The organism is Halopseudomonas sabulinigri, from assembly GCF_900105255.1.
In the GTDB taxonomy this organism is placed as follows: domain Bacteria; phylum Pseudomonadota; class Gammaproteobacteria; order Pseudomonadales; family Pseudomonadaceae; genus Halopseudomonas; species Halopseudomonas sabulinigri.
Window position 1 is genome coordinate 1,003,813 of the sequence record NZ_LT629763.1, and the last position, 18,047, is coordinate 1,021,859.

Consider the following 18,047-nt stretch of genomic DNA (forward strand, 5'->3'; position numbering starts at 1 on the left):
TTGTCTTGTTGCGCAGGCCCAATGGCCTGCACCTACATAACAGCGCCGCGAGCGCGGCGCTGCCTGATGAATTACTTCTTGCCGGCGGCGAAGAGCGCGTCCAGCTTCTGCTCGAACGCGTGATAACCAATCCGGTCGTAAAGCTCGGCGCGGGTCTGCATGCTATCGACCACCGCTTTCTGATGGCCTTCGCTGCGGATCGCGGTATACACGTTCTCTGCCGCCTTGTTGGCCGCCCGGAACGCCGATAGCGGGTACAGCTGAATGGCCACGCCAACCGAGGCCAACTCGTCGCGGGTAAACAATGGGGTGGCGCCAAATTCGGTGATGTTGGCCAGTACCGGCACGTTCAGTTCCTTGACGAAGCGCTCGTAGGTCGGCAGATCGTAGGCGGCCTCGGCGAATATGCCGTCGGCACCCGCCTCGACGTAGGCCTTGCAGCGCTCAATGGCGGCATCCACGCCTTCTGCCTGAATGGCGTCGGTACGCGCAATCAGGAAGAAATCGGGGTCGGTCTTGGCATCCACCGCCGCCTTGATACGGTTGACCATCTCTTCGGTCGAGACAATCTCTTTGCCTGGGCGGTGGCCGCAGCGCTTGGCGCCCACCTGATCCTCGATATGCGCCGCAGCGGCGCCGGCCTTGATCAGGCTTTTGACCGTGCGCTCAATGTTGAAGGCACTGGGGCCGAAACCGGTGTCGATATCCACCAGAAGCGGCAGATCGCAGACATCAGTAATACGGCGTACGTCGATCAGCACATCTTCCAGGGTGTTGATCCCCAAGTCCGGCAAGCCGAGCGAGCCGGCAGCCACGCCGCCGCCCGACAGGTAGATAGCCTTGAAACCAGCACGCTTGGCCAGCAGTGCGTGGTTGGCGTTGATCGCACCAATAACCTGCAACGGACTTTCGGCAGCCAGTGCCTCGCGAAAACGTTTACCCGGGGTGTTCGACATCAGACTTTCCCTCCTGAGGAAGTGGAGGCCTCGCCCTGCTCCTGCAGGCGACGCTCAATATTGCGACGTGAGGCACTGATATGGCGGCGCATCAGCATTTCCGCCAGCTCGCCATCACGATCAGCAATGGCTTGAATAAGATTATGGTGCTCGGCAAAGGCCTGTTGCGGCCGCTTGGGCGTGGTCGAAAAACGGTAGCGGTACATGCGCACCAGGTGATACAGCTCATCACAGAGCATGTTGCTCAGCGTGCGATTCTTGCTGCCCTGCACGATCAGATAATGAATATCCAGATCACCTTCCTGCTGATAGTAGGATTTGTTTGCCTTAAGACCGCTGTGCTGCTCGTGCATGGCCAGCACATCACGCAGCCCCTGTATTTCTTCATCGGTCATGTTCTGCGCGGCCAAGCGGCAGGCCATGCCTTCCAGCGCTTCGCGCACGTGGTACAGCTCAATCAACTCTGCATAGCTGAGCGACACCACCCGCACGCCGGCGTGCGGAATGCGCACGACCAGCCGACGCCCCTCAAGGCGGCGAATTGCTTCGCGCAGCGGGCCACGGCCAATGCCGAACGTAGTAGAGAGATATTGCTCGCTGATACGCGTGCCAGGGGCAATATCACCCTTGACGATAGCCGCCTGAATCTGGCGGAAGGCACCGTCAGACAGTGTTTTGGTGGGTTCTTCCAGTTCAATATCTGTCAATTGTAGACAATCCATAATTGAGATTTGGAAAACACGCGAATTTTGCGCCCTCACCCCCACTATTGTCAACAATGCAGACTGTGATTCCTGGTCTATGCTGCTCTATAAGGGCCGCCGGAATGGAACTTGAGCAGGCAACGGCCGTCGGATTGTCGACAATCTGCAACCACACCCTGCGTGCTCATAGCTACACAGAACCTGTACCCAGCCTCTACGAGGCGGCGCAGGGTCATGCTAAGATGCCGCCAGCGTGCCGCGCCTGCTGCCAGCTTTTCAGGGCAACGCCGACTTAAAACAGACGTTGAGAAAACTATGCATTCAATAAATCTGCACCTGAAAATCCTGATTGCCGTGCTCGTTAGCCTAGGTGTGCTCATCACCGGATACCAAATCTACCTCCTCGATATCCCGGTCACCGAGGACGAAACAGATGACATCTGGAGTCTGGATGCCAAGGTTGAATTCAGAGCCACCCCTGGCACCCCAATCAAGGCGCAGTTTTATATTCCCCCGTTGAATCAGGACTACGTCAGCCTCAACGAAAGCTTCATCTCCAACAACTATGGCGTCAGCGTCAACAGCCAGAATGGCAACCGTCGCGTTACCTGGTCATCGCGCCGTGCCAGTGGCACCCAGACCCTTTATTACCGCCTGGTGCTGACCCAACGCTACAGCGAAGAGCAGCTTGCTGCCGCGCCGCCGCCACCGCGCCAACCGATTCCGCTGGAAGGTCCTGAGCAGATCGCAGCCGATGCGCTGATTAACCCGATCCGCCAGCATTCGGCCGACATCGAAACCTTCATCAGCGAAACCATTCGCCGCGTCAACGATATTACCGACGACAACGTCAAGCTCCTGCTCAACGGCGGCACCAGCGCCATGGACAAGGCACGGGTCATCGATTTGCTGCTGTCCAACGCGCGTATCCCGCTGGAAATGGTGCACACCATCCGCCTGGAGAACACCGAAGCGCAGAGCCCGGAGCTCTGGCTGCGCAGCTACAATGGCGAACGCTGGCTGTACTTCCATCCGGAAACCGGCCAACAGGGCATGCCCGACAACCGTCTGGTCTGGTGGACTGGCCCCGAGCCGCTGCTGGCGATGGAAGGTGGCCGCCAGAGCAGCGTGTCATTGACCGTAACCAACAGTGAAATGAATGCCCTGCGCCTGGCCAAACTGACTACCGAGAACCGCGCCTCGGCGCTGCTCGACTATTCGCTGTATGGTCTGCCACTGCAGGCACAGCGGGTTTACCAGGTGATGATCATGATCCCCATCGGCGTACTGGTGATCCTGATCCTGCGTAACCTGATCGGCATGCAGACCCTGGGAACCTTTACCCCGGTACTGATTGCACTGGCGTTCCGTGAAACCGAGGTTGGTTGGGGTATCGCGCTGTTTACCTTGATCACCGCCCTGGGTCTGTCGCTGCGCTCTTACCTTGAACACCTCAAGTTGCAGATGCTGCCGCGCTTGTCCGTGGTACTGACCTTTGTGGTCCTGGTGATCGCGGCCATCAGCCTGTTCAGCCATAAACTGGGCATGGAGAAGGCACTGGCGGTGTCGCTGTTCCCGATGGTGATTCTGACCATGACCATTGAACGCCTGTCGATCACCTGGGAAGAGCGCGGCGGTATCCAGTCGCTCAAGACCGCCCTGGGCACCCTGATCGCCGCGACTTTGGCACACCTGCTGATGACCATTCCGGAGTTGACCTATTTCGTCTTCACCTTCCCTGCCGTGCTGTTGATCCTGGTTGGCTTCATGCTCGCCATGGGCCGCTACCGTGGCTACCGCCTGACCGAACTGATGCGCTTCAAGGCGCTGACCAAGGGCTGAGGAGTCGACATGTTCTGGAAAACCTGGAAGGCACTGGCTGCCAATGGCGTAATGGGCATCAACCGCCGCAACGCGGATTACGTGCTCAAGTACAACAAGCGCCATTTGTATCCGGTGGTGGATGACAAGATCCTGACCAAGGAACGGGCCATGGCGGCTGGCATTCACGTGCCGGAGATGTATGGCGTAATCGAGACCGAAAAGGACTTCGATACCTTCGACGGCATCGTCGCCAACTACCGCGACTTCGTTATCAAACCGGCGCAGGGCGCAGGCGGTGATGGCATTATCGTAATTGCCGACCGCTTTGAGGGTATGTTCAAGACCGTCTCAGGCAAGATCATCAGCCGCGACGAGATTGGCCATCACATCTCCAGCATTCTGTCCGGTCTGTATTCGCTGGGCGGTCACCGCGACCGCGTACTGATCGAATACCGGGTAACCCCCGACCAGATCTTCAAAAGCATCAGTTACGAAGGTGTGCCGGACATCCGCATTATTTGTCTGATGGGCTACCCGGTCATGGCCATGCTGCGTCTGCCCACGCGGCAATCGGGCGGCAAGGCGAACCTGCACCAGGGCGCGATTGGCGTTGGCGTCGACCTGGCCTCCGGTGTGACCCTCAAGGGTACCTGGCTGAACAAGATCATCAGCAAGCATCCGGACACCACCAACCCGGTCGACGGCGTGCAACTGCCCGACTGGAATGGCTTCATGAATCTGGCCGCCTCCTGCTACGAGCTGTCCGGGTTGGGCTATATCGGCGTGGATCTGGTGCTTGATCAAGACCAGGGCCCTCTAATTCTTGAGCTCAATGCGCGCCCCGGCCTGAACATCCAGATTGCCAACGATGCAGGCCTGACCGCCCGTTGCCATAAGGTCGAGCATCATCTGGCCGAACTGAAAAAGGCCGGCAAGACCGAAACCGCAGAAGAGCGCGTGGCTTTCTCGCAGCTGCATTTCGGCATGCCGACCAGCGCCGAACCCTCCGAGCCGCAGCCCGACCCTGCCACCGCGTAAGGTCAGGCGCGTCCGGCCATGCCTGAATACCAGTTAACCGAAGTAAGCTACCAGGCTGATCCGCTCCCGCGGCTGATCAGCCTGCGCGGGCTTGGCCATCCGGTGCTGCTCGATTCGGCAGACAACCGCTCGCACCTGGGACGTTACAGCGTGCTTGCCGCGGCGCCCTCTACGGTAGTTTCCAGCCGCAACACACCCGATGCCCTTAGCGAGGTTCGTGCTCGATTGCAGGTCCTGGGCCCGGCGCGCTGGCCAGCCGGCCAGGCGTTGCCCTTTGGCGCGGGCGCGTTGGGTTACCTCAGTTATGACCTGGCGCGCGAACTCGAAAACCTTCCCAGCCTGGCGGCTGACGACATCGCCCTGCCCTGCATTCAGCTGGGTATCTACCGCTGGAGCCTGGTAAGTGATCATCTGCAACAGCGCTGCTGGCTGGTGTGTCACCCAAGCCTGCCTGAGGCCGAACGCGACAAGGTGCTCGCCCGCCTACAGCAGGCGCCTTCTGAGCCAGCGGAATTTCAGCTGGACGCGCCCTTTCACGCCGAGCAAAGCAAAGCGCAGTACGCCCAGGCGTTTGCGCGCATCCAGCATTACATCCAGGCCGGCGACTGTTACCAGATAAACCTGGCGCAACGCTTCTCCAGCCGTTACGCGGGTGACCCTCTTGAAGCCTACCGATTACTGCGCAGCGCCAGTCCGACGCCCTTCTCCGCCTACCTGGAAACGCCCGACGCCTGCCTGCTCAGCCTCTCGCCGGAACGCTTTCTGCAGGTTCATGACGCGCAGGTTGAGGCCCGACCGATCAAGGGCACCCGTGCCCGTGGCAAGACACTAGCAGAAGACCAGGCACTTGCCAGCGAGCTGCAGCATTGCCTGAAGGATCGCGCCGAGAACCTGATGATTGTCGACCTGCTGCGCAACGACCTTGGCCGTAGCTGTGTGCCGGGCAGTATTCGCGTGCCGGAGCTGTTCAGCCTGGAAAGCTATCCTAACGTGCATCATCTGGTCAGCAGTGTGACCGGCACCCTGCGCACCGACTGCGATGCAATCGAACTGCTACGCAGCTCATTCCCCGGCGGCTCCATTACCGGAGCGCCGAAGATACGCGCCATGCAGATCATCGAGGAGCTCGAGCCGGTACGCCGTAGCCTGTATTGCGGCGGCGTGGGCTATATCGGCTGCGAAGGGCAAATGGATTTCAATATCGCCATTCGCAGCCTGGTTTGCGCCAATCAGCAGGTTTACTGCTGGGGCGGCGGCGGCATTGTCGCCGACTCTGACATTGATGCCGAGTACCAGGAAACCCTGACCAAGGTGGGCAACCTGCTGAACGCCCTGCCCATCAAACCTGATTACTAATGTCATTTGGCCTTTGATCGCGACCACGCCGGTGCCTACGTTCCGCGCCTCGCCTGGTCAGTTTCCCGGCAGCAACGCGGTTCGTAATGAAACCTCAGCAGACCCTAGCCAGCAGCCAACAAAAGCCCGCTGTCAGCGAGACTGACAGCGGGCTTTTGTTGGTACCGCAAAGTGGGCGAAGGCAGCGCCAATTTAGACCGAAGCGGCGGTGCCGACTTCGGGGCTAGCGCCCTCCTCGTCCAGCACCTGCGCATCATGGGCCATCGAGGCTTCCATCTTCTGCCGATCTGCGACAAAACTACGCGAGGCCACGATCAACGCCGCCATCGCCAGCAGCAGCGCAACCGGTATCAACAGCATGGCATCATGCAGGCCCTGCGCCTTGAACGCTTCGCTCATCTCTGCCGCCCCGGCCGCCGCTTGCGCCGCCTCGGCGAAGTGATCCGACAGCAGCCCTACTACCAGCGGCCCCATGCCGCCGCCGAACAGATACAGACCCGCGAAGAACAGCGCCACGGCGGTCGCTCGCAGACGCGGCTCGATCACATCCTGAATCGCGGTATACACACTGGTGAAGTAGTTGTAGGAAAACAGCCAGCCAAAGGCGAAAACGCCGACAAATACGCCAATCGCAATCTCGCCTGCCAGCAAGGCATAGCCAGTGGCCAGGGCCGAAATCAGCATACTGATGGCACCAAACCAGAGGCGACCCGTAGCCCAGCGCTGGTGCACCTTGTCGGCCACCCAGCCGCCAAGGGTCAGACCAAACAGACCGGTCACACCGACAATAACGCCAGTGGCCACCGCCGCTTGCTGCAGCGGCATATCGAAGTAGCGTTGCAACATCGGCACCATGAAGGTGTTGCAGGCGTAGGAGGCAAAGTTGTAGGCCAGCCCCGCCATGGTTAGCCACCAGAAAGTGCGCACGGCGAAAATTTTGCGAATCGGATTGGCCACCGGCGCCGAGCTGGTCTTGACCACTTCAGCTGCGCCGCGAGCCGGTTCTTTGATAAAGAAGATGAATATCGCCAATATCAAACCCGGCACCGCAGCAATATAGAAAGGTGCCCGCCAGCTGCCGAACGCCTCAACCATGGCGCCCACGGTGAAAAAGGCCAGCAGCAGCCCCAACGGTAAACCGAGCATGAAGATACCCATCGCCCGCGCGCGCTTGTGGGCCGGAAACAGATCGCCCAACAGGGAGTTAGCCGCTGGCGCGTAGCTCGCTTCGCCAATGCCCACGCCCATACGAATCAGCAGGAAGCTCCAGAAGTTCCAGGCTGCGCCGGTCAAGGCGGTGAAGCCACTCCAGGCCACCAGGCCCCAGCCCATGATCTTGCGCCTTGAGCCAATATCCGCCATGCGCCCCAACTGAATACCGGCCAGCGCGTAGACCACGGTAAACACGGTACCGCCCAAGCCAAGCTGGAAGTCACTCAGATCCCACTCCATCCGCAAGGGTTCGATGATGATGGCCGGAATGGTGCGATCGAAAAAATTGAACATGTTAGCGAGAAAAAGCAGGAAGAGGACCCGCCACGCATTCTTGGCTTGCTGGGACTGCTGCATGGTAGCTACCTTTTATTTTTTGGTCTGAAACGCGTTACCCAAAGCCCTTAGCGCCGGAGCAGCACGGGGTCTGAAAGGCAACATCAGTCGATCATCAATAGCATTGCAGGCAGTCTGGACTATCCCCGCAGCCCCCGGAAGCAATCCGCAGCCACATGATATACAGATCATCAACTGGGTGAATGGCAACGATACCTGGAATCCGCCATAGAGCCTCTGGCTTGTGTGCGCCAAGGTCTGAACTAAACTCTCAGAGCGCACGCACAAACCGGACGTCGCCGCCATCGGCTTTACATCAACAGGACACTGCACATGACTCGTTCTTTCCGCGCCAGCACCCGCACCGCTCTCGCACTTGCCTTACCCGCTCTGGGCATCAGCTCTGCGGGTATGGCAGATACAGACAGCGCCGACCTCGCCAAATCGCTGTCCAACCCGGTTGCCGACCTCATCAGCGTGCCATTCCAATACAATTACGATCAGAATATCGGCCCGGATGACGACGGCCATCGCTCTACACTGAACATTCAGCCAGTCATACCCTTCTCGCTCAGCGACGACTGGAACCTTATTTCGCGGACTATTCTGCCCATCATCAGCCAGAGCGACGTTGCGCCCGGTGCGGGCAGCCAAAGCGGCACCGGAGATGTGGTGCAGAGTCTGTTCTTCTCGCCCAAAGAACCCACAGCCAATGGCTGGATTTGGGGGGTTGGCCCCGTATTTCTGCTGCCTACCGGCTCGAAGGACGAGTTGACAGCAGACAAATGGGGCGCTGGCCCCACCGGTGTCGTACTGCGGCAGCAAGGCCCTTGGACCTATGGTGGGCTGTTCAACCACATTGTCGACTTCGCCGGCGACGACGACCGCGGCGATATCAGCAGCACCTTCCTGCAGCCCTTCATGACCTACACCACGGCCGACGCTGTCAGCTATACGCTGAACTCGGAAAGCACCATCGACTGGGAACACCACGACAGCGCAGTGCCGATCAACGCCATTATCAGCAAGGTTGTTCCCATCGGCGGCCATCCGTTCAGCTTTGGCGGTGGTCTACGCTACTGGACCAAGAGTACTGACAACGGCCCTGAGGGGCTGGGCCTCCGGTTCCAGATAGTTGCGCTGTTTCCCAAATAGCCGTTATAGCGCCCCTGCCTCCCAGCTGATGCCCGGGCGCAGCTGTTTGCGTCATCTACCGAGGTGACGGCCTTGCCCGAAGCCGTGCCCAGCAGCCAATGAAGTAAACCGCACACGGGCAAAGGCAACGGGTTTCCTGATAAACTCGCCCTCCCGGCACAACCTTCACGCTCCCCTACACCATGTCGCATGCATCCCTGAACAAACCAGCCGCACTGTCACGCCGCTTCTCCGTCGCGCCCATGATGGACTGGACGGACCGTCACTACCGCTATTTTGCGCGCCTGATCACTCGTCGTGCCTTGCTGTACACAGAGATGGTCACCACCGGCGCTGTGCTGCACGGTGATCGCCAACGCTTTCTTGGCTACAACGCCGAGGAGCAGCCGCTGGCGCTGCAGCTCGGCGGCAGCAACGCGGGCGAGTTGGGGCAATGTGCATCGCTAGCCGAGCAAGCCGGGTTTGCCGAGGTGAACCTGAATGTCGGCTGCCCGAGCGATCGAGTGCAAAACAACCTGATTGGCGCCTGCCTGATGGCGCATCCGCAACTGGTGGCTGATGCCGTCAAGGCGATGCGCGATGCTTGCACCATTCCGGTGACCGTCAAACACCGCATCGGCATTAACGGTCGCGACAGCTATGCCGAGCTTTGCGATTTTGTCGGCCAGGTACACGAGGCCGGCTGCACTACCTTCGCCGTACACGCCCGCATTGCCATTCTTGAAGGTCTGTCACCCAAGGAGAATCGTGACATTCCGCCGCTGAAATACGAGGTGGTACACCAGTTGAAAAGCGACTTTCCGCAGTTGGAAATCCTGCTCAATGGCGGGCTTACCGATCTGCACATCATGCAGCAGCATCTAGAGGACCTGGATGGCGTGATGGTCGGGCGCGAGGCCTATCACAATCCCTACATGATGGCCCAGGTAGATCAACGTTTTTATGGCGACGACACCCCAGCCCTGTCGCGCCTTGAAGTCATGGCACAGATGCGTCTCTACATCGCCCGTCATATCGAACAGGGTGGCGTCATGCACCACGTCACCCGGCACATGCTTGGGCTTTTCCAGGGCCTACCCGGCGCCCGCCACTTCCGCCGCCAATTGAGCACCGCCATTCATCAGACCGATCAACCACTGGCGTTGTACGACCAGTTGCTGAGCGAGATGGTGCAGCGGCTGCAGCCGCGCGATTGCGGGCCAGAACCTGCATGAGGTAAGGTCAGGGCATACCTTCTACGCCGATGGAATGCCATGAGTTCAAAACTGCAAAGCCTCAAGCAACACACCCTGATCGTTGCCGACACCGGCGACATCGAAGCCATCCGCAATTTGCAACCCGTTGATGCCACCACCAACCCCTCGCTATTGCTGAAAGCCGCCGAGCAGGAAAGCTACAGCCCTCTGCTGGACCAGGTCATCGCCGAGTCAGCCAGCAGCGCCGCCCCTATCACCGAGGCTTGCGATCGCTTTGCGGTCGCCGTTGGCAGCGAAATCATCAAGCTGATTCCCGGCCGCATCTCCACCGAGGTGGACGCACGCCTGTCGTTTGACCGCCCCGCCACGCTGAAGAAAGCCGTCGAGCTGATCGAACGCTACGAGCGTGCCGGCGTCACTCGCGACCGCGTGTTGATCAAAATCGCCTCGACCTGGGAAGGCATTCAGGCCGCCGCCGAACTGGAACGTGAAGGTATTCAGTGCAACCTCACCCTGCTGTTCTCATTCGCCCAGGCCAAAGCCTGTGCCGACGCCGGTGTATTCCTGATTTCACCCTTCGTGGGGCGCATTTACGACTGGTATAAAAAACAGGAGGCGCGTGATTTCAGCGGTCTGGAAGATCCAGGCGTGCAGTCGGTTGCGCGCATTTACCGCTATTACAAGCAGCACATGTACAACACAGTGGTCATGGGCGCGAGCTTTCGCAACAGCGGGCAGATCGAAGCGCTGACCGGTTGCGACCGACTGACCATCAGCCCGGCGTTACTGCAAAGCCTTAAAGATGAGCAAGGTGAGCTGAACATCTCACCGCTGCTGAGTAGCGACTCCAGCGATGAACGCGAGGTGCTTAACGAGGAGCGTTTTCGCTGGCAGCACAATGAAGACGCGATGGCCACAGAGAAGCTCGCCGAGGGCATACGCGCCTTTGCGGCAGATCAATTGAAACTGGAGAAACTGATTAAGGCGCGGGCCGCACGGTCAGGCGTCTGACTCCAGGGCACTGACGAGGTCACGGAAGGCCTCGCGGTTGCTGTCATTCAACTGCATCAGAATATGGTGCGCTTCCAGCACCTTTTTCTTCACCTTGTCTTCAGACAACATCTGCCCCGGCAAATCCTGCAGTTCAGCGCAGGTTGGCGTGGTTTCCGGCACTATATTGAACACTTGATCAAACCCCATGCTCTGCAGGAGGCGGTTCATGTCGTCGTGATTGGACACCAGCGTGGGTAGAAAACCGACTTTCTGCTTCGACAGGATCGACAGCTTGGCCAACAGGCCAAGAGAGGTACTGTCGATCCCCTCGGTTTCGGTCAAATCGATCACGATCGACTCGAAACTCAGCACACTGAAGATTTTTTCGATATAGGCGTCCAGCGCCGCACACAGCGTCAGCCGGACGTCACCAATGAACTTGAGTACAAAGGTGCCCTGCGATTCCGCAAACTGGATCTTGCCAGTAGTCATCATTATGCGTTCCTGCCTAACACCAAAACGGAAATGTCATCCGGCATGGTCTTGTTGGGATCAAGCCCCAGACCTGCCAACAGGCCGCGCAATTCACCGTTGGACTCGGCAAACAACTGCGGCAAACGTGCTTCCTTCTCTTTCAGGGTAGTCCCTGACAGGCAATCCAGCACGCCATCCGAGCATAAAGCCAGGCTGAACTGGTCAGGCAACTCAATGACCTCGTTGTGATACTCGGCGTCTTCGAACAGCCCGACCGGCCGCCCCTTGCCCTGCAGATAATGTGCTTCACCGCCGGTAAACATGACCGGCAGCGGCAGATGCCCACCAATACTGTAGGTCAGCGTCTTTTTCTGCTCATCAATCACGCCGCCCAGCATGGTCACGTGCTTGCCCAGCTTACAACTGATCAAACTGCGATTGATGTGCCCCAGGACATCCGAGGGCTTGAACTCGATGCGCGCGGCATTATCGGCCTTACGCTGCTCATACATCAACCGGGTCGTCATGAATTTCAGCAGCACGGTCACGAACGCCGAAGACGAGCCGTGACCAGACACGTCAGCCAGGTAGAACGCCAGCTGGCTGTCAGAAACACGGAAGTAATCGACAAAATCGCCAGAAAGATAAAGAGAAGGAATCAAGCGATGTTCAAAACGGTACTCGCCACTGCTCCAGGGCGTCGCCGGGAGCATGTTGAGCTGCACCTGGTGACCCGCAGCCTGGTCGTCACGCAGCTCCTTGAGGTGATTTTCCAGCTCGCGGTTGGCGCGCTCCAGGCGTTCGCGAATACGCTGGTTCTCAATGCGCAGACGGGAGCGGTCCAGTGAACGACGCACCGCGTGCTCCAGCACCACAAGGTCGTCCAGCGGTTTGATCAGGTAATCACTGGCGCCCAGGCGCAGCGCCTCGACCACGTCCGCCATGATGCCATCGGCAGACACCACTATCACCGAGGTGTCCGGGTCGCTTTCGGTAATCTGACGCACCAGCTCGAACCCACGACTATTGCCCAGGTGCAAATCACAGAGCACCAGCGCCGGGCGCTGGGTCGTGAACACGGCGAGTCCTTCGCTGGCATCACGGGCCTGCAGGACGTCATACCCACCACGTTCCAAATGCGCTGAAATGCGCTGCCGAACGTGATCATCGTCGTCAATCACCAGCAGTGTCGTGCCTGGAAGCTGCATAGAGTCCCTACGTCAATGTCATGGAGCGCGGCTGGAGCCATGACCACAGGGTTGAGTACCAGATCAGGAGAAACCTGATGTTTTCAAGGGGCAAACAGTACTCCCATCCGATGCAGCAAGCAACCGTTAGCCATGGCGCCCGGAATGCTTGTCTCCGGGCACACTCGGCACTAGGATGTTGCAAAAAGAACAATCGGGATTCTGTTTCGCCCAAGCCGGAGTAGACCATGTCATTTCACGACCAGCAGTACAGCGAAAAGCGTGACTTCATGCGGATGAAGATGGAGACCACCGCGACGCTGACGGTTCTCGCCGACAACCTGACCCATTCGGTTCAGTGTCAGGACCTGTCCAATCAGGGGGCCCAGGTGCTCTGTCCTGAAGGCGTGAGCGAGGGCGCTGCGGTGGAGCTGAACATCCCCTCTCCCACACCGGGAATGAAAGGACTGCAAGCCAAAGGTGTGGTAGTGCGCTGCCAGGCCGAGGAATCCGGCGGCCACGTTATTGGCGTTAAATTCGACAGCCTCGACTGAGGCTGTCCACATACCAGAGGCACGCGCAGCAAAAGCGCCATGCCAGCTCGGGGTCAGAACTCGTCCGGTACGTTGCCGTCTTTGACTTTATATTCGCGATTCTGCAGGTAGGCGTTGCGAATAAAGGTATAACGATCCCCGCGAATCAAGCGCTCCTGCTCCAGAAAGGACGCCCGCTTGTCGATCATCTCCAGCCCGAACAACTGGTTACGCACGCGGATATCGTTCATGTAACCGGTGTAGGTGTAATTGAAGAAGTTTTCCGGAAATTTTGAACTGAAATCGCGCAGTGTGCTTGGCCCGATAAAGGGCACCATCAAATAAGGGCCGCTGTCGACGCCCCAAGCGCCCAGCGTTTGCCCCAGATCTTCATCGTTACGCTGCAAACCCATGCGAGTCGCCACATCGACTGTACCCAACCCCCCTAGCAGGCTGTTGAACAGAAAACGGGACATATCCACACCCGCCTCGCGAAACTTGCCTTGCAAGCCATTATTGACGAAGTTCATCGGCTCGGTGAGGTTGTTGAAAAAATTGCTCACCCCATCGCTCAGAAACTCAGGCATGACGGCATCGTAGCCCTTGGCGACCGGTTTGACCGCATAGCGATCCAGAGTGTCGTTGAAAGCGAAGCTGATGCGATTGGCTTTTTCCCATGGATCGGGATTAGGGTATTCAGCCTCGTAATCATCGTAGGAATCGTCGGCAAAAACAGGTGTAATACCGGTTAGCGTCACTAGCGACAGCAATACCGCACCAGCACCTGTACTGGAAAATCTCATCAGCACGTCTCCGTTTTCAGCTCTGAACAACCGACAGCGTCCTGATGCCGCCAGCCGGGCGTGCCAGTGTAATGCAAAATAACCGTATAAATCAGCGATTTTACTATGACCGAAGACAACAAGCCTGTGCTCTACCGCTGTGAACTACCCGTACGCTACGGCGATATGGACAGCAACCAGCACGTCAACAACACCCGTTACTACCAGTATCTGGAAGAAGCCCGCATCCTCTGGCTGGATGGTCTTGGCGCGCAGCGCCGCGAAATTGGGCAGGGCCTGGTGTTGCTCAGCTGCACACACTACTTTCTGCGGCCAGTGGTCCACCCCTCCATCGTGGTGGTCGAATTGATCGCCGGCGATGTGGGTAGAACCAGTCTGACGCTGGAACACCGCCTTTATGTCAAAGGGCAACCCGAACTGGTCGGCTATGGCGACGTTAAAATGGTCTGGATTGATGTGGCCACCCAACGCCCCATTCCGGTGCCCGACAGCGTTCGCGTGTCCATAGGTAAGGCGCCGCTGGCGGAGAGCTGAAACAGCCTGTCATCAAGGCGCAACAAAACTGTCAGATCATAACGGGTCACATTGCAGCGCTGCGGGCATGCCGGCAACCACTGCAACCGTCAAGGCGTTGCCAGACAAGGACATGGCCCATGCCCCACCCTCAGATCGAGGCAGTAATCTTTGATGTCGCCGGCACCCTGCTGCCGTGCGATGCCCATCGCACCACCAGCACCAGTCTGTTGCCCGAAGCGGCAGAGCTGCTCAGCCACCTCAGCGCCAACCAGCAGCGCATTGGCCTGCTGACCCAGCAGCCCCTGCAGCTACCCTCTGCCCTTGATCATTATCCTTGCCTCTCGACGGAACAAACACGGCGTGGGGCACCTGCTCCGGATCTTCCTGTGCTCGCGGCCATCGCACTGGAGAGCCACGCCTTGCGCCAGTGTGTACTGGTCAGCGGCTCCGCCGCCGGCATAACGGCCGGGTTGAATGCCGGTATGTGGACCGTCGGCACAGCGCTGAGCGGCAGTCTTGAGCACGCCACCATGGCTGACTGGCAGGCCATGCCCGCCGCTGAACGCGACCAGCTGCGCATGCAAGCCACTATTACCCTGCTCAACGCCGGTGCACATTATGTCATTGACGCTGTAGACGAGTTGGCGCATTGCCTGACCGACATCGCCCAGCGCTTGCACAAGGGTGAGCGGGCTTAATTCGGGCGGACGCGGAGCCGCGCACAGGTTATAGTGTGAAAAACCGCAACTGGAGTAAGCCATGCCCACACAGCGTCTGAAAGCCCAACTGGAATCGCTGCAGGATACGCTCAACGACCCGAACGCCGAGCTGACCGCCGAAGAGCGCGAAGCCCTGCAGAACATGGCAAATAATATTTATGCCCGACTGCTCACCAAGGAAAGTGAAGACCAGCCCGAGGAAGATCCTACCCTGGTTGACGGGGTAAACCTGATGGCCGAACAATTCGCCGTGCGCCACCCTACCCTCGCCGGCACCCTGCGCAGTGTGATGCAGACACTCTCGGACATGGGCATCTGAGCCCGTAGCCAGGCAGCCCAACGAACAACGCCGGCAGAATTGCCGGCGTTGTAGTTTCAGCTACACTGGTTAACGCATGATGCCTACTGCCGCGCCAGCCGCAGATTTTCCGGCACACCGGCACGCGTGGAACGATAGGGGTTGATGTCCAGCCCACCACGGCGCACATAACGCGCATAAACCGTCAGCTCCCCTTCGCCGAGCACCCTGCGCAGATCAAGGAAAATCCGCTCAACGCATTGCTCGTGAAAGTCCGCGTGCTGGCGGAACGAAATCAGATAGCGCAACAGCGCTGCACGATTCAGCTGGGGTCCGCGATAACTGATCTGCAGGCTGCCCCAATCGGGTTGCCCGGTCACCGGACAATTGGACTTGAGCAAGTGGCTGTGCAGCTGCTCGGACACCTCGACCTGCGGCAGGTTCAGCGCCAGCAACGAGCGATCGTATTCGTAACAGTCCACCGTCACATCCAGGTCATCAATACAGTCGCCCGCCAGCGGCAGCATGCCGCCCTGGTGTAACTGCTGCATACTGAGCAAACGCACCATGACCGGCCCCTGCGCTGCCACCGAGAGGTCGGTTTCCAGCGTTTGCTGCACTTCCTGCCGATCACGGAACACCGTCTGGTTGAACGAGTTCAGGTACAGCTTGAACGACTTGGACTCGACAATCCGCGCCGCCTTGATCGGAAATACGAACTCCGCTGCGGCGACCTCGGGCTTGCCCGACGGCGTCAGCCAGGACAACTCATAGCAATTCCAGATATCCACCCCGTGAAACGGCAGCCTGGCCGCGTCCAGTCCCAGCTCCTGCCACTTGGGCTGGCGCGCAATCGGGAACAGCAATGAAGGCGTGTATACGCTGACATAGGCGCTGGACTTGCCAAGCGGGGACAATTCCGCCGGGTGTTCTGACATGCTCAAGGTCTCCAGAGTATTAACCCGCTGGCAAGGCACCAGCGGGCAGGTCGCTTATTGTCGCATGCCGGTACCGCGCACCAGCAACCAGTAACTCAGACTGTACAGCGCCACGGTAAACACGGCCATGATGATCAGCGCAGTAGCAATCGGAATATCCGACACACCCAGAATGCCGTACCGGAAAGCATTGACCATGTGCAGAATCGGGTTGGCCATCGACAACCCCTGCCAGAACGGCGACAACAGGTGAATCGAGTAGAACACCCCGCCCAGGTACGTCAGCGGAGTCAGCACGAAGGTCGGTACGATGGATATGTCATCGAAGGTGCGCGCGAACACCGAATTGATGAAGCCGCCAAGGGAAAACACCAGCGAGGTAAAGAACACCACACAAATGGTCAACCCGATGTGATGAATCTGCAGGCGGGTAAAGAACATCGACATCAGCGTAACGATCAAACCCACTGCCAGCCCGCGTGCCACACCACCAAAGGTGTAACCCAGCAAGATCACGTGCGGTGAGACCGGCGCCACCATCAGCTCCTCGATCGAGCGCTGAAACTTGGTGCTGAAGAAGCTGGAGGCCACGTTCGAATAACTGTTGGTAATCACCGACATCATAATCAGCCCCGGCACGATGTAATCAATGTAGGCAAAGCCGTCCATCTCGCCGATGCGCGAGCCAATCATCTTGCCGAAAATCACGAAATACAGCGCCATGACGATACCCGGCGGCAGTAGCGTCTGCGGCCAGATACGGGTAAAGCGCTTGATTTCCTTGAACAGAATGGTGGTAAAGGCCACCCAACTACTACGCCAATGCGTCATCTCACGCGACCCCTTTCTTGTCAGCGTTCTCATCTACCAGCATCAGGAATAGCTCTTCCAGGCGGTTACTTCTATTGCGCAGGCTCTGTACCTTGATGTCCAGCCGGCTCAGCTCGGCAAACAGCGCATTCAAACCCTGCTCCTTATCCACTTGCACCGCCAGCGTGTGCTCATCCACCAGCTCACAGGGGTAACCGGCGAGCTCGGGGGCCGATTCAAAGCAACTGGTGCAGTCGAGCAGAAAGGTCTCGACATGCAGCTCGCTCAGCAATTTGCGCATGCTGGTGTTGTGAATGATCTGCCCCTGATCGATGATCGCGATGTTCTTGCACAGCTGCTCGGCTTCTTCCAGATAATGCGTGGTCAGCACTATGGTGATGCCCTGTGCATTGATCTCCTGCAGAAACTGCCACATGGAACGGCGAATCTCGATATCCACACCGGCGGTGGGCTCATCCAGAATCAGCAGTTTCGGCTCATGGATCAGTGCCCGGGCAATCATCAGGCGACGCTTCATCCCGCCCGAGAGCATGCGTGAAGGTACATCACGCTTGTCCCACAGCCCCAGTCGCTTGAGATACTGCTCGGCGCGCTGCGTTGCCTCGCGGTGAGGGATACCGTAATACCCGGCTTGATTCACCAGAATATCGATGGTCTTTTCAAACTGACTGAAGTTGAACTCCTGCGGCACCACGCCGATGCAGCGTTTGGCCGCCAGCAGATCGGTATCAATGCTGTTGCCGAAGATGCTGACCTCACCGGCAGATTTGTTCACCAGTGAAGAGAGAATGCCGATGGTTGTCGACTTGCCCGCGCCGTTGGGGCCCAGCAGCGCAAAGAAATCGCCTTCGCGCACCTCCAGGTCGATGCCCTTGAGCGCGCGCATGCCGTTGGAATAGGTTTTTTCCAGCCCGCTGATACGAATAGCTGCAGTCATGCAGATGCCTTAAGCCAGTGAAGTGGTGATCTGACTATGGG

Annotated in this window: 19 protein-coding genes; 10 read left to right on the plus strand and 9 right to left on the minus strand. The window is 58.6% G+C overall.

Annotated elements, in window-relative coordinates; genetic code table 11:
- Positions 1 to 71: 71 nt before the first annotated feature.
- Both prpB and BLU26_RS04415 read right to left on the minus strand, forming a co-directional pair.
- The gene (prpB, locus tag BLU26_RS04410) at positions 72 to 956 is read right to left on the minus strand and encodes a methylisocitrate lyase (RefSeq protein WP_092284221.1); all 885 of its coding nucleotides are present in this window, start codon (positions 954 to 956) and stop codon (positions 72 to 74) included.
- Positions 956 to 1,663, minus strand: a complete 708-nt coding sequence (locus BLU26_RS04415) for a GntR family transcriptional regulator (protein WP_407920338.1) — start codon at positions 1,661 to 1,663, stop codon at positions 956 to 958. Before BLU26_RS04415 ends, prpB begins: the two co-directional genes overlap by 1 nt.
- Before the next feature lie 312 nt (positions 1,664 to 1,975).
- Here BLU26_RS04415 and rloB point away from each other — a divergent pair, with 312 nt between their 5' ends.
- The 3 genes from rloB to pabB are packed head-to-tail and all read left to right on the plus strand — an operon-like array spanning position 1,976 to position 5,878.
- Positions 1,976 to 3,502 carry an osmotic stress tolerance membrane protein RloB gene (gene rloB, locus BLU26_RS04420; protein WP_092284225.1) on the plus strand — a complete coding sequence of 509 codons (1,527 nt, stop codon included), beginning with the start codon at positions 1,976 to 1,978 and terminating at the stop codon, positions 3,500 to 3,502.
- Positions 3,503 to 3,511: 9 nt separating this feature from the next.
- Entirely contained in the window at positions 3,512 to 4,522 is a 1,011-nt protein-coding gene (locus tag BLU26_RS04425) for an alpha-L-glutamate ligase-like protein (protein WP_092284227.1), read from the plus strand.
- An 18-nt stretch (positions 4,523 to 4,540) separates the two neighbouring features.
- Positions 4,541 to 5,878, plus strand: a complete 1,338-nt coding sequence (pabB, locus tag BLU26_RS04430; RefSeq protein ID WP_092284229.1) for an aminodeoxychorismate synthase component I — start codon at positions 4,541 to 4,543, stop codon at positions 5,876 to 5,878.
- A 192-nt stretch (positions 5,879 to 6,070) separates the two neighbouring features.
- Here pabB and BLU26_RS04435 read toward each other — a convergent pair whose 3' ends face one another.
- Positions 6,071 to 7,447 carry a spinster family MFS transporter gene (locus BLU26_RS04435; protein ID WP_092284231.1) on the minus strand — a complete coding sequence of 459 codons (1,377 nt, stop codon included), beginning with the start codon at positions 7,445 to 7,447 and terminating at the stop codon, positions 6,071 to 6,073.
- A gap of 312 nt (positions 7,448 to 7,759) precedes the next feature.
- On the opposite strand from BLU26_RS04435, the gene BLU26_RS04440 reads away from it, so the two are divergent.
- The 3 genes from BLU26_RS04440 (at position 7,760) to tal (ending at position 10,788) form a co-directional block, all read left to right on the plus strand.
- The gene (locus tag BLU26_RS04440; protein WP_092284233.1) at positions 7,760 to 8,581 is read left to right on the plus strand and encodes a hypothetical protein; all 822 of its coding nucleotides are present in this window, start codon (positions 7,760 to 7,762) and stop codon (positions 8,579 to 8,581) included.
- Between the two features lie 182 nt (positions 8,582 to 8,763).
- Positions 8,764 to 9,795 (plus strand): tRNA dihydrouridine(20/20a) synthase DusA, encoded by a 1,032-nt coding sequence (gene dusA, locus BLU26_RS04445; RefSeq protein ID WP_092284235.1) that lies wholly within the window; start codon positions 8,764 to 8,766, stop codon positions 9,793 to 9,795.
- Between the two features lie 39 nt (positions 9,796 to 9,834).
- Positions 9,835 to 10,788, plus strand: a complete 954-nt coding sequence (gene tal, locus BLU26_RS04450) for a transaldolase (protein ID WP_092284237.1) — start codon at positions 9,835 to 9,837, stop codon at positions 10,786 to 10,788.
- Here the strand turns inward: tal and rssC are convergent.
- On the minus strand, positions 10,777 to 11,262 hold the full coding sequence (gene rssC / locus BLU26_RS04455) for an anti-sigma factor antagonist RssC (protein ID WP_092288360.1): 486 nt from the start codon (positions 11,260 to 11,262) through the stop codon (positions 10,777 to 10,779). The two genes, tal and rssC, sit on opposite strands and share 12 nt — an antisense overlap.
- Positions 11,263 to 11,264: 2 nt before the next feature.
- Positions 11,265 to 12,452, minus strand: coding sequence for a PP2C family protein-serine/threonine phosphatase (locus BLU26_RS04460; RefSeq protein ID WP_092284239.1), 1,188 nt, complete (start codon positions 12,450 to 12,452; stop codon positions 11,265 to 11,267).
- Between the two features lie 227 nt (positions 12,453 to 12,679).
- Here BLU26_RS04460 and BLU26_RS04465 point away from each other — a divergent pair, with 227 nt between their 5' ends.
- Positions 12,680 to 12,985 carry a PilZ domain-containing protein gene (locus BLU26_RS04465; RefSeq protein WP_092284241.1) on the plus strand — a complete coding sequence of 102 codons (306 nt, stop codon included), beginning with the start codon at positions 12,680 to 12,682 and terminating at the stop codon, positions 12,983 to 12,985.
- Positions 12,986 to 13,038: 53 nt separating this feature from the next.
- On the opposite strand, the gene BLU26_RS04470 is transcribed toward BLU26_RS04465, so the two are convergent.
- Positions 13,039 to 13,767, minus strand: a complete 729-nt coding sequence (locus tag BLU26_RS04470) for an MlaA family lipoprotein (protein WP_092284243.1) — start codon at positions 13,765 to 13,767, stop codon at positions 13,039 to 13,041.
- Positions 13,768 to 13,872: 105 nt separating this feature from the next.
- On the opposite strand from BLU26_RS04470, the gene BLU26_RS04475 reads away from it, so the two are divergent.
- The 3 genes from BLU26_RS04475 to BLU26_RS04485 all read left to right on the plus strand — a co-directional run bounded on the left by BLU26_RS04475 (position 13,873) and on the right by BLU26_RS04485 (position 15,321).
- Entirely contained in the window at positions 13,873 to 14,301 is a 429-nt protein-coding gene (locus BLU26_RS04475; RefSeq protein ID WP_092284245.1) for an acyl-CoA thioesterase, read from the plus strand.
- Positions 14,302 to 14,420: 119 nt separating this feature from the next.
- Entirely contained in the window at positions 14,421 to 14,981 is a 561-nt protein-coding gene (locus tag BLU26_RS04480; RefSeq protein ID WP_092284247.1) for a hypothetical protein, read from the plus strand.
- Between the two features lie 61 nt (positions 14,982 to 15,042).
- Positions 15,043 to 15,321 (plus strand): DUF4404 family protein, encoded by a 279-nt coding sequence (locus BLU26_RS04485; protein ID WP_092284249.1) that lies wholly within the window; start codon positions 15,043 to 15,045, stop codon positions 15,319 to 15,321.
- An 83-nt stretch (positions 15,322 to 15,404) separates the two neighbouring features.
- On the opposite strand, the gene queF is transcribed toward BLU26_RS04485, so the two are convergent.
- The 3 genes from queF to BLU26_RS04500 are packed head-to-tail and all read right to left on the minus strand — an operon-like array spanning position 15,405 to position 18,006.
- The gene (queF, locus tag BLU26_RS04490) at positions 15,405 to 16,238 is read right to left on the minus strand and encodes an NADPH-dependent 7-cyano-7-deazaguanine reductase QueF (RefSeq protein WP_092284251.1); all 834 of its coding nucleotides are present in this window, start codon (positions 16,236 to 16,238) and stop codon (positions 15,405 to 15,407) included.
- Between the two features lie 54 nt (positions 16,239 to 16,292).
- A complete protein-coding gene (locus BLU26_RS04495; RefSeq protein WP_092284253.1) occupies positions 16,293 to 17,069 on the minus strand; it encodes an ABC transporter permease in 777 nt (258 codons plus the stop codon).
- Position 17,070: 1 nt separating this feature from the next.
- On the minus strand, positions 17,071 to 18,006 hold the full coding sequence (locus tag BLU26_RS04500; protein ID WP_092284255.1) for an ABC transporter ATP-binding protein: 936 nt from the start codon (positions 18,004 to 18,006) through the stop codon (positions 17,071 to 17,073).
- Between the last annotated feature and the right edge of the window lie 41 nt (positions 18,007 to 18,047).

What these genes read in the sequence shown, in the direction of transcription:
- tal (WP_092284237.1), top strand. Translation starts at nt 9,835, where the DNA reads ATGAGTTCAAAACTGCAAAGCCTCAAGCAACACACCCTGATCGTTGCC.
- BLU26_RS04480 (WP_092284247.1), top strand. Translation starts at nt 14,421, where the DNA reads ATGCCCCACCCTCAGATCGAGGCAGTAATCTTTGATGTCGCCGGCACC.
- rssC (WP_092288360.1), bottom strand. Translation starts at nt 11,262, where the DNA reads ATGACTACTGGCAAGATCCAGTTTGCGGAATCGCAGGGCACCTTTGTA.
- BLU26_RS04485 (WP_092284249.1), top strand. Translation starts at nt 15,043, where the DNA reads ATGCCCACACAGCGTCTGAAAGCCCAACTGGAATCGCTGCAGGATACG.
- BLU26_RS04440 (WP_092284233.1), top strand. Translation starts at nt 7,760, where the DNA reads ATGACTCGTTCTTTCCGCGCCAGCACCCGCACCGCTCTCGCACTTGCC.
- dusA (WP_092284235.1), top strand. Translation starts at nt 8,764, where the DNA reads ATGTCGCATGCATCCCTGAACAAACCAGCCGCACTGTCACGCCGCTTC.
- BLU26_RS04470 (WP_092284243.1), bottom strand. Translation starts at nt 13,767, where the DNA reads ATGAGATTTTCCAGTACAGGTGCTGGTGCGGTATTGCTGTCGCTAGTG.
- BLU26_RS04475 (WP_092284245.1), top strand. Translation starts at nt 13,873, where the DNA reads ATGACCGAAGACAACAAGCCTGTGCTCTACCGCTGTGAACTACCCGTA.
- queF (WP_092284251.1), bottom strand. Translation starts at nt 16,238, where the DNA reads ATGTCAGAACACCCGGCGGAATTGTCCCCGCTTGGCAAGTCCAGCGCC.
- BLU26_RS04500 (WP_092284255.1), bottom strand. Translation starts at nt 18,006, where the DNA reads ATGACTGCAGCTATTCGTATCAGCGGGCTGGAAAAAACCTATTCCAAC.
- BLU26_RS04425 (WP_092284227.1), top strand. Translation starts at nt 3,512, where the DNA reads ATGTTCTGGAAAACCTGGAAGGCACTGGCTGCCAATGGCGTAATGGGC.
- pabB (WP_092284229.1), top strand. Translation starts at nt 4,541, where the DNA reads ATGCCTGAATACCAGTTAACCGAAGTAAGCTACCAGGCTGATCCGCTC.
- BLU26_RS04460 (WP_092284239.1), bottom strand. Translation starts at nt 12,452, where the DNA reads ATGCAGCTTCCAGGCACGACACTGCTGGTGATTGACGACGATGATCAC.
- prpB (WP_092284221.1), bottom strand. Translation starts at nt 956, where the DNA reads ATGTCGAACACCCCGGGTAAACGTTTTCGCGAGGCACTGGCTGCCGAA.
- BLU26_RS04495 (WP_092284253.1), bottom strand. Translation starts at nt 17,069, where the DNA reads ATGACGCATTGGCGTAGTAGTTGGGTGGCCTTTACCACCATTCTGTTC.
- BLU26_RS04465 (WP_092284241.1), top strand. Translation starts at nt 12,680, where the DNA reads ATGTCATTTCACGACCAGCAGTACAGCGAAAAGCGTGACTTCATGCGG.
- rloB (WP_092284225.1), top strand. Translation starts at nt 1,976, where the DNA reads ATGCATTCAATAAATCTGCACCTGAAAATCCTGATTGCCGTGCTCGTT.
- BLU26_RS04435 (WP_092284231.1), bottom strand. Translation starts at nt 7,447, where the DNA reads ATGCAGCAGTCCCAGCAAGCCAAGAATGCGTGGCGGGTCCTCTTCCTG.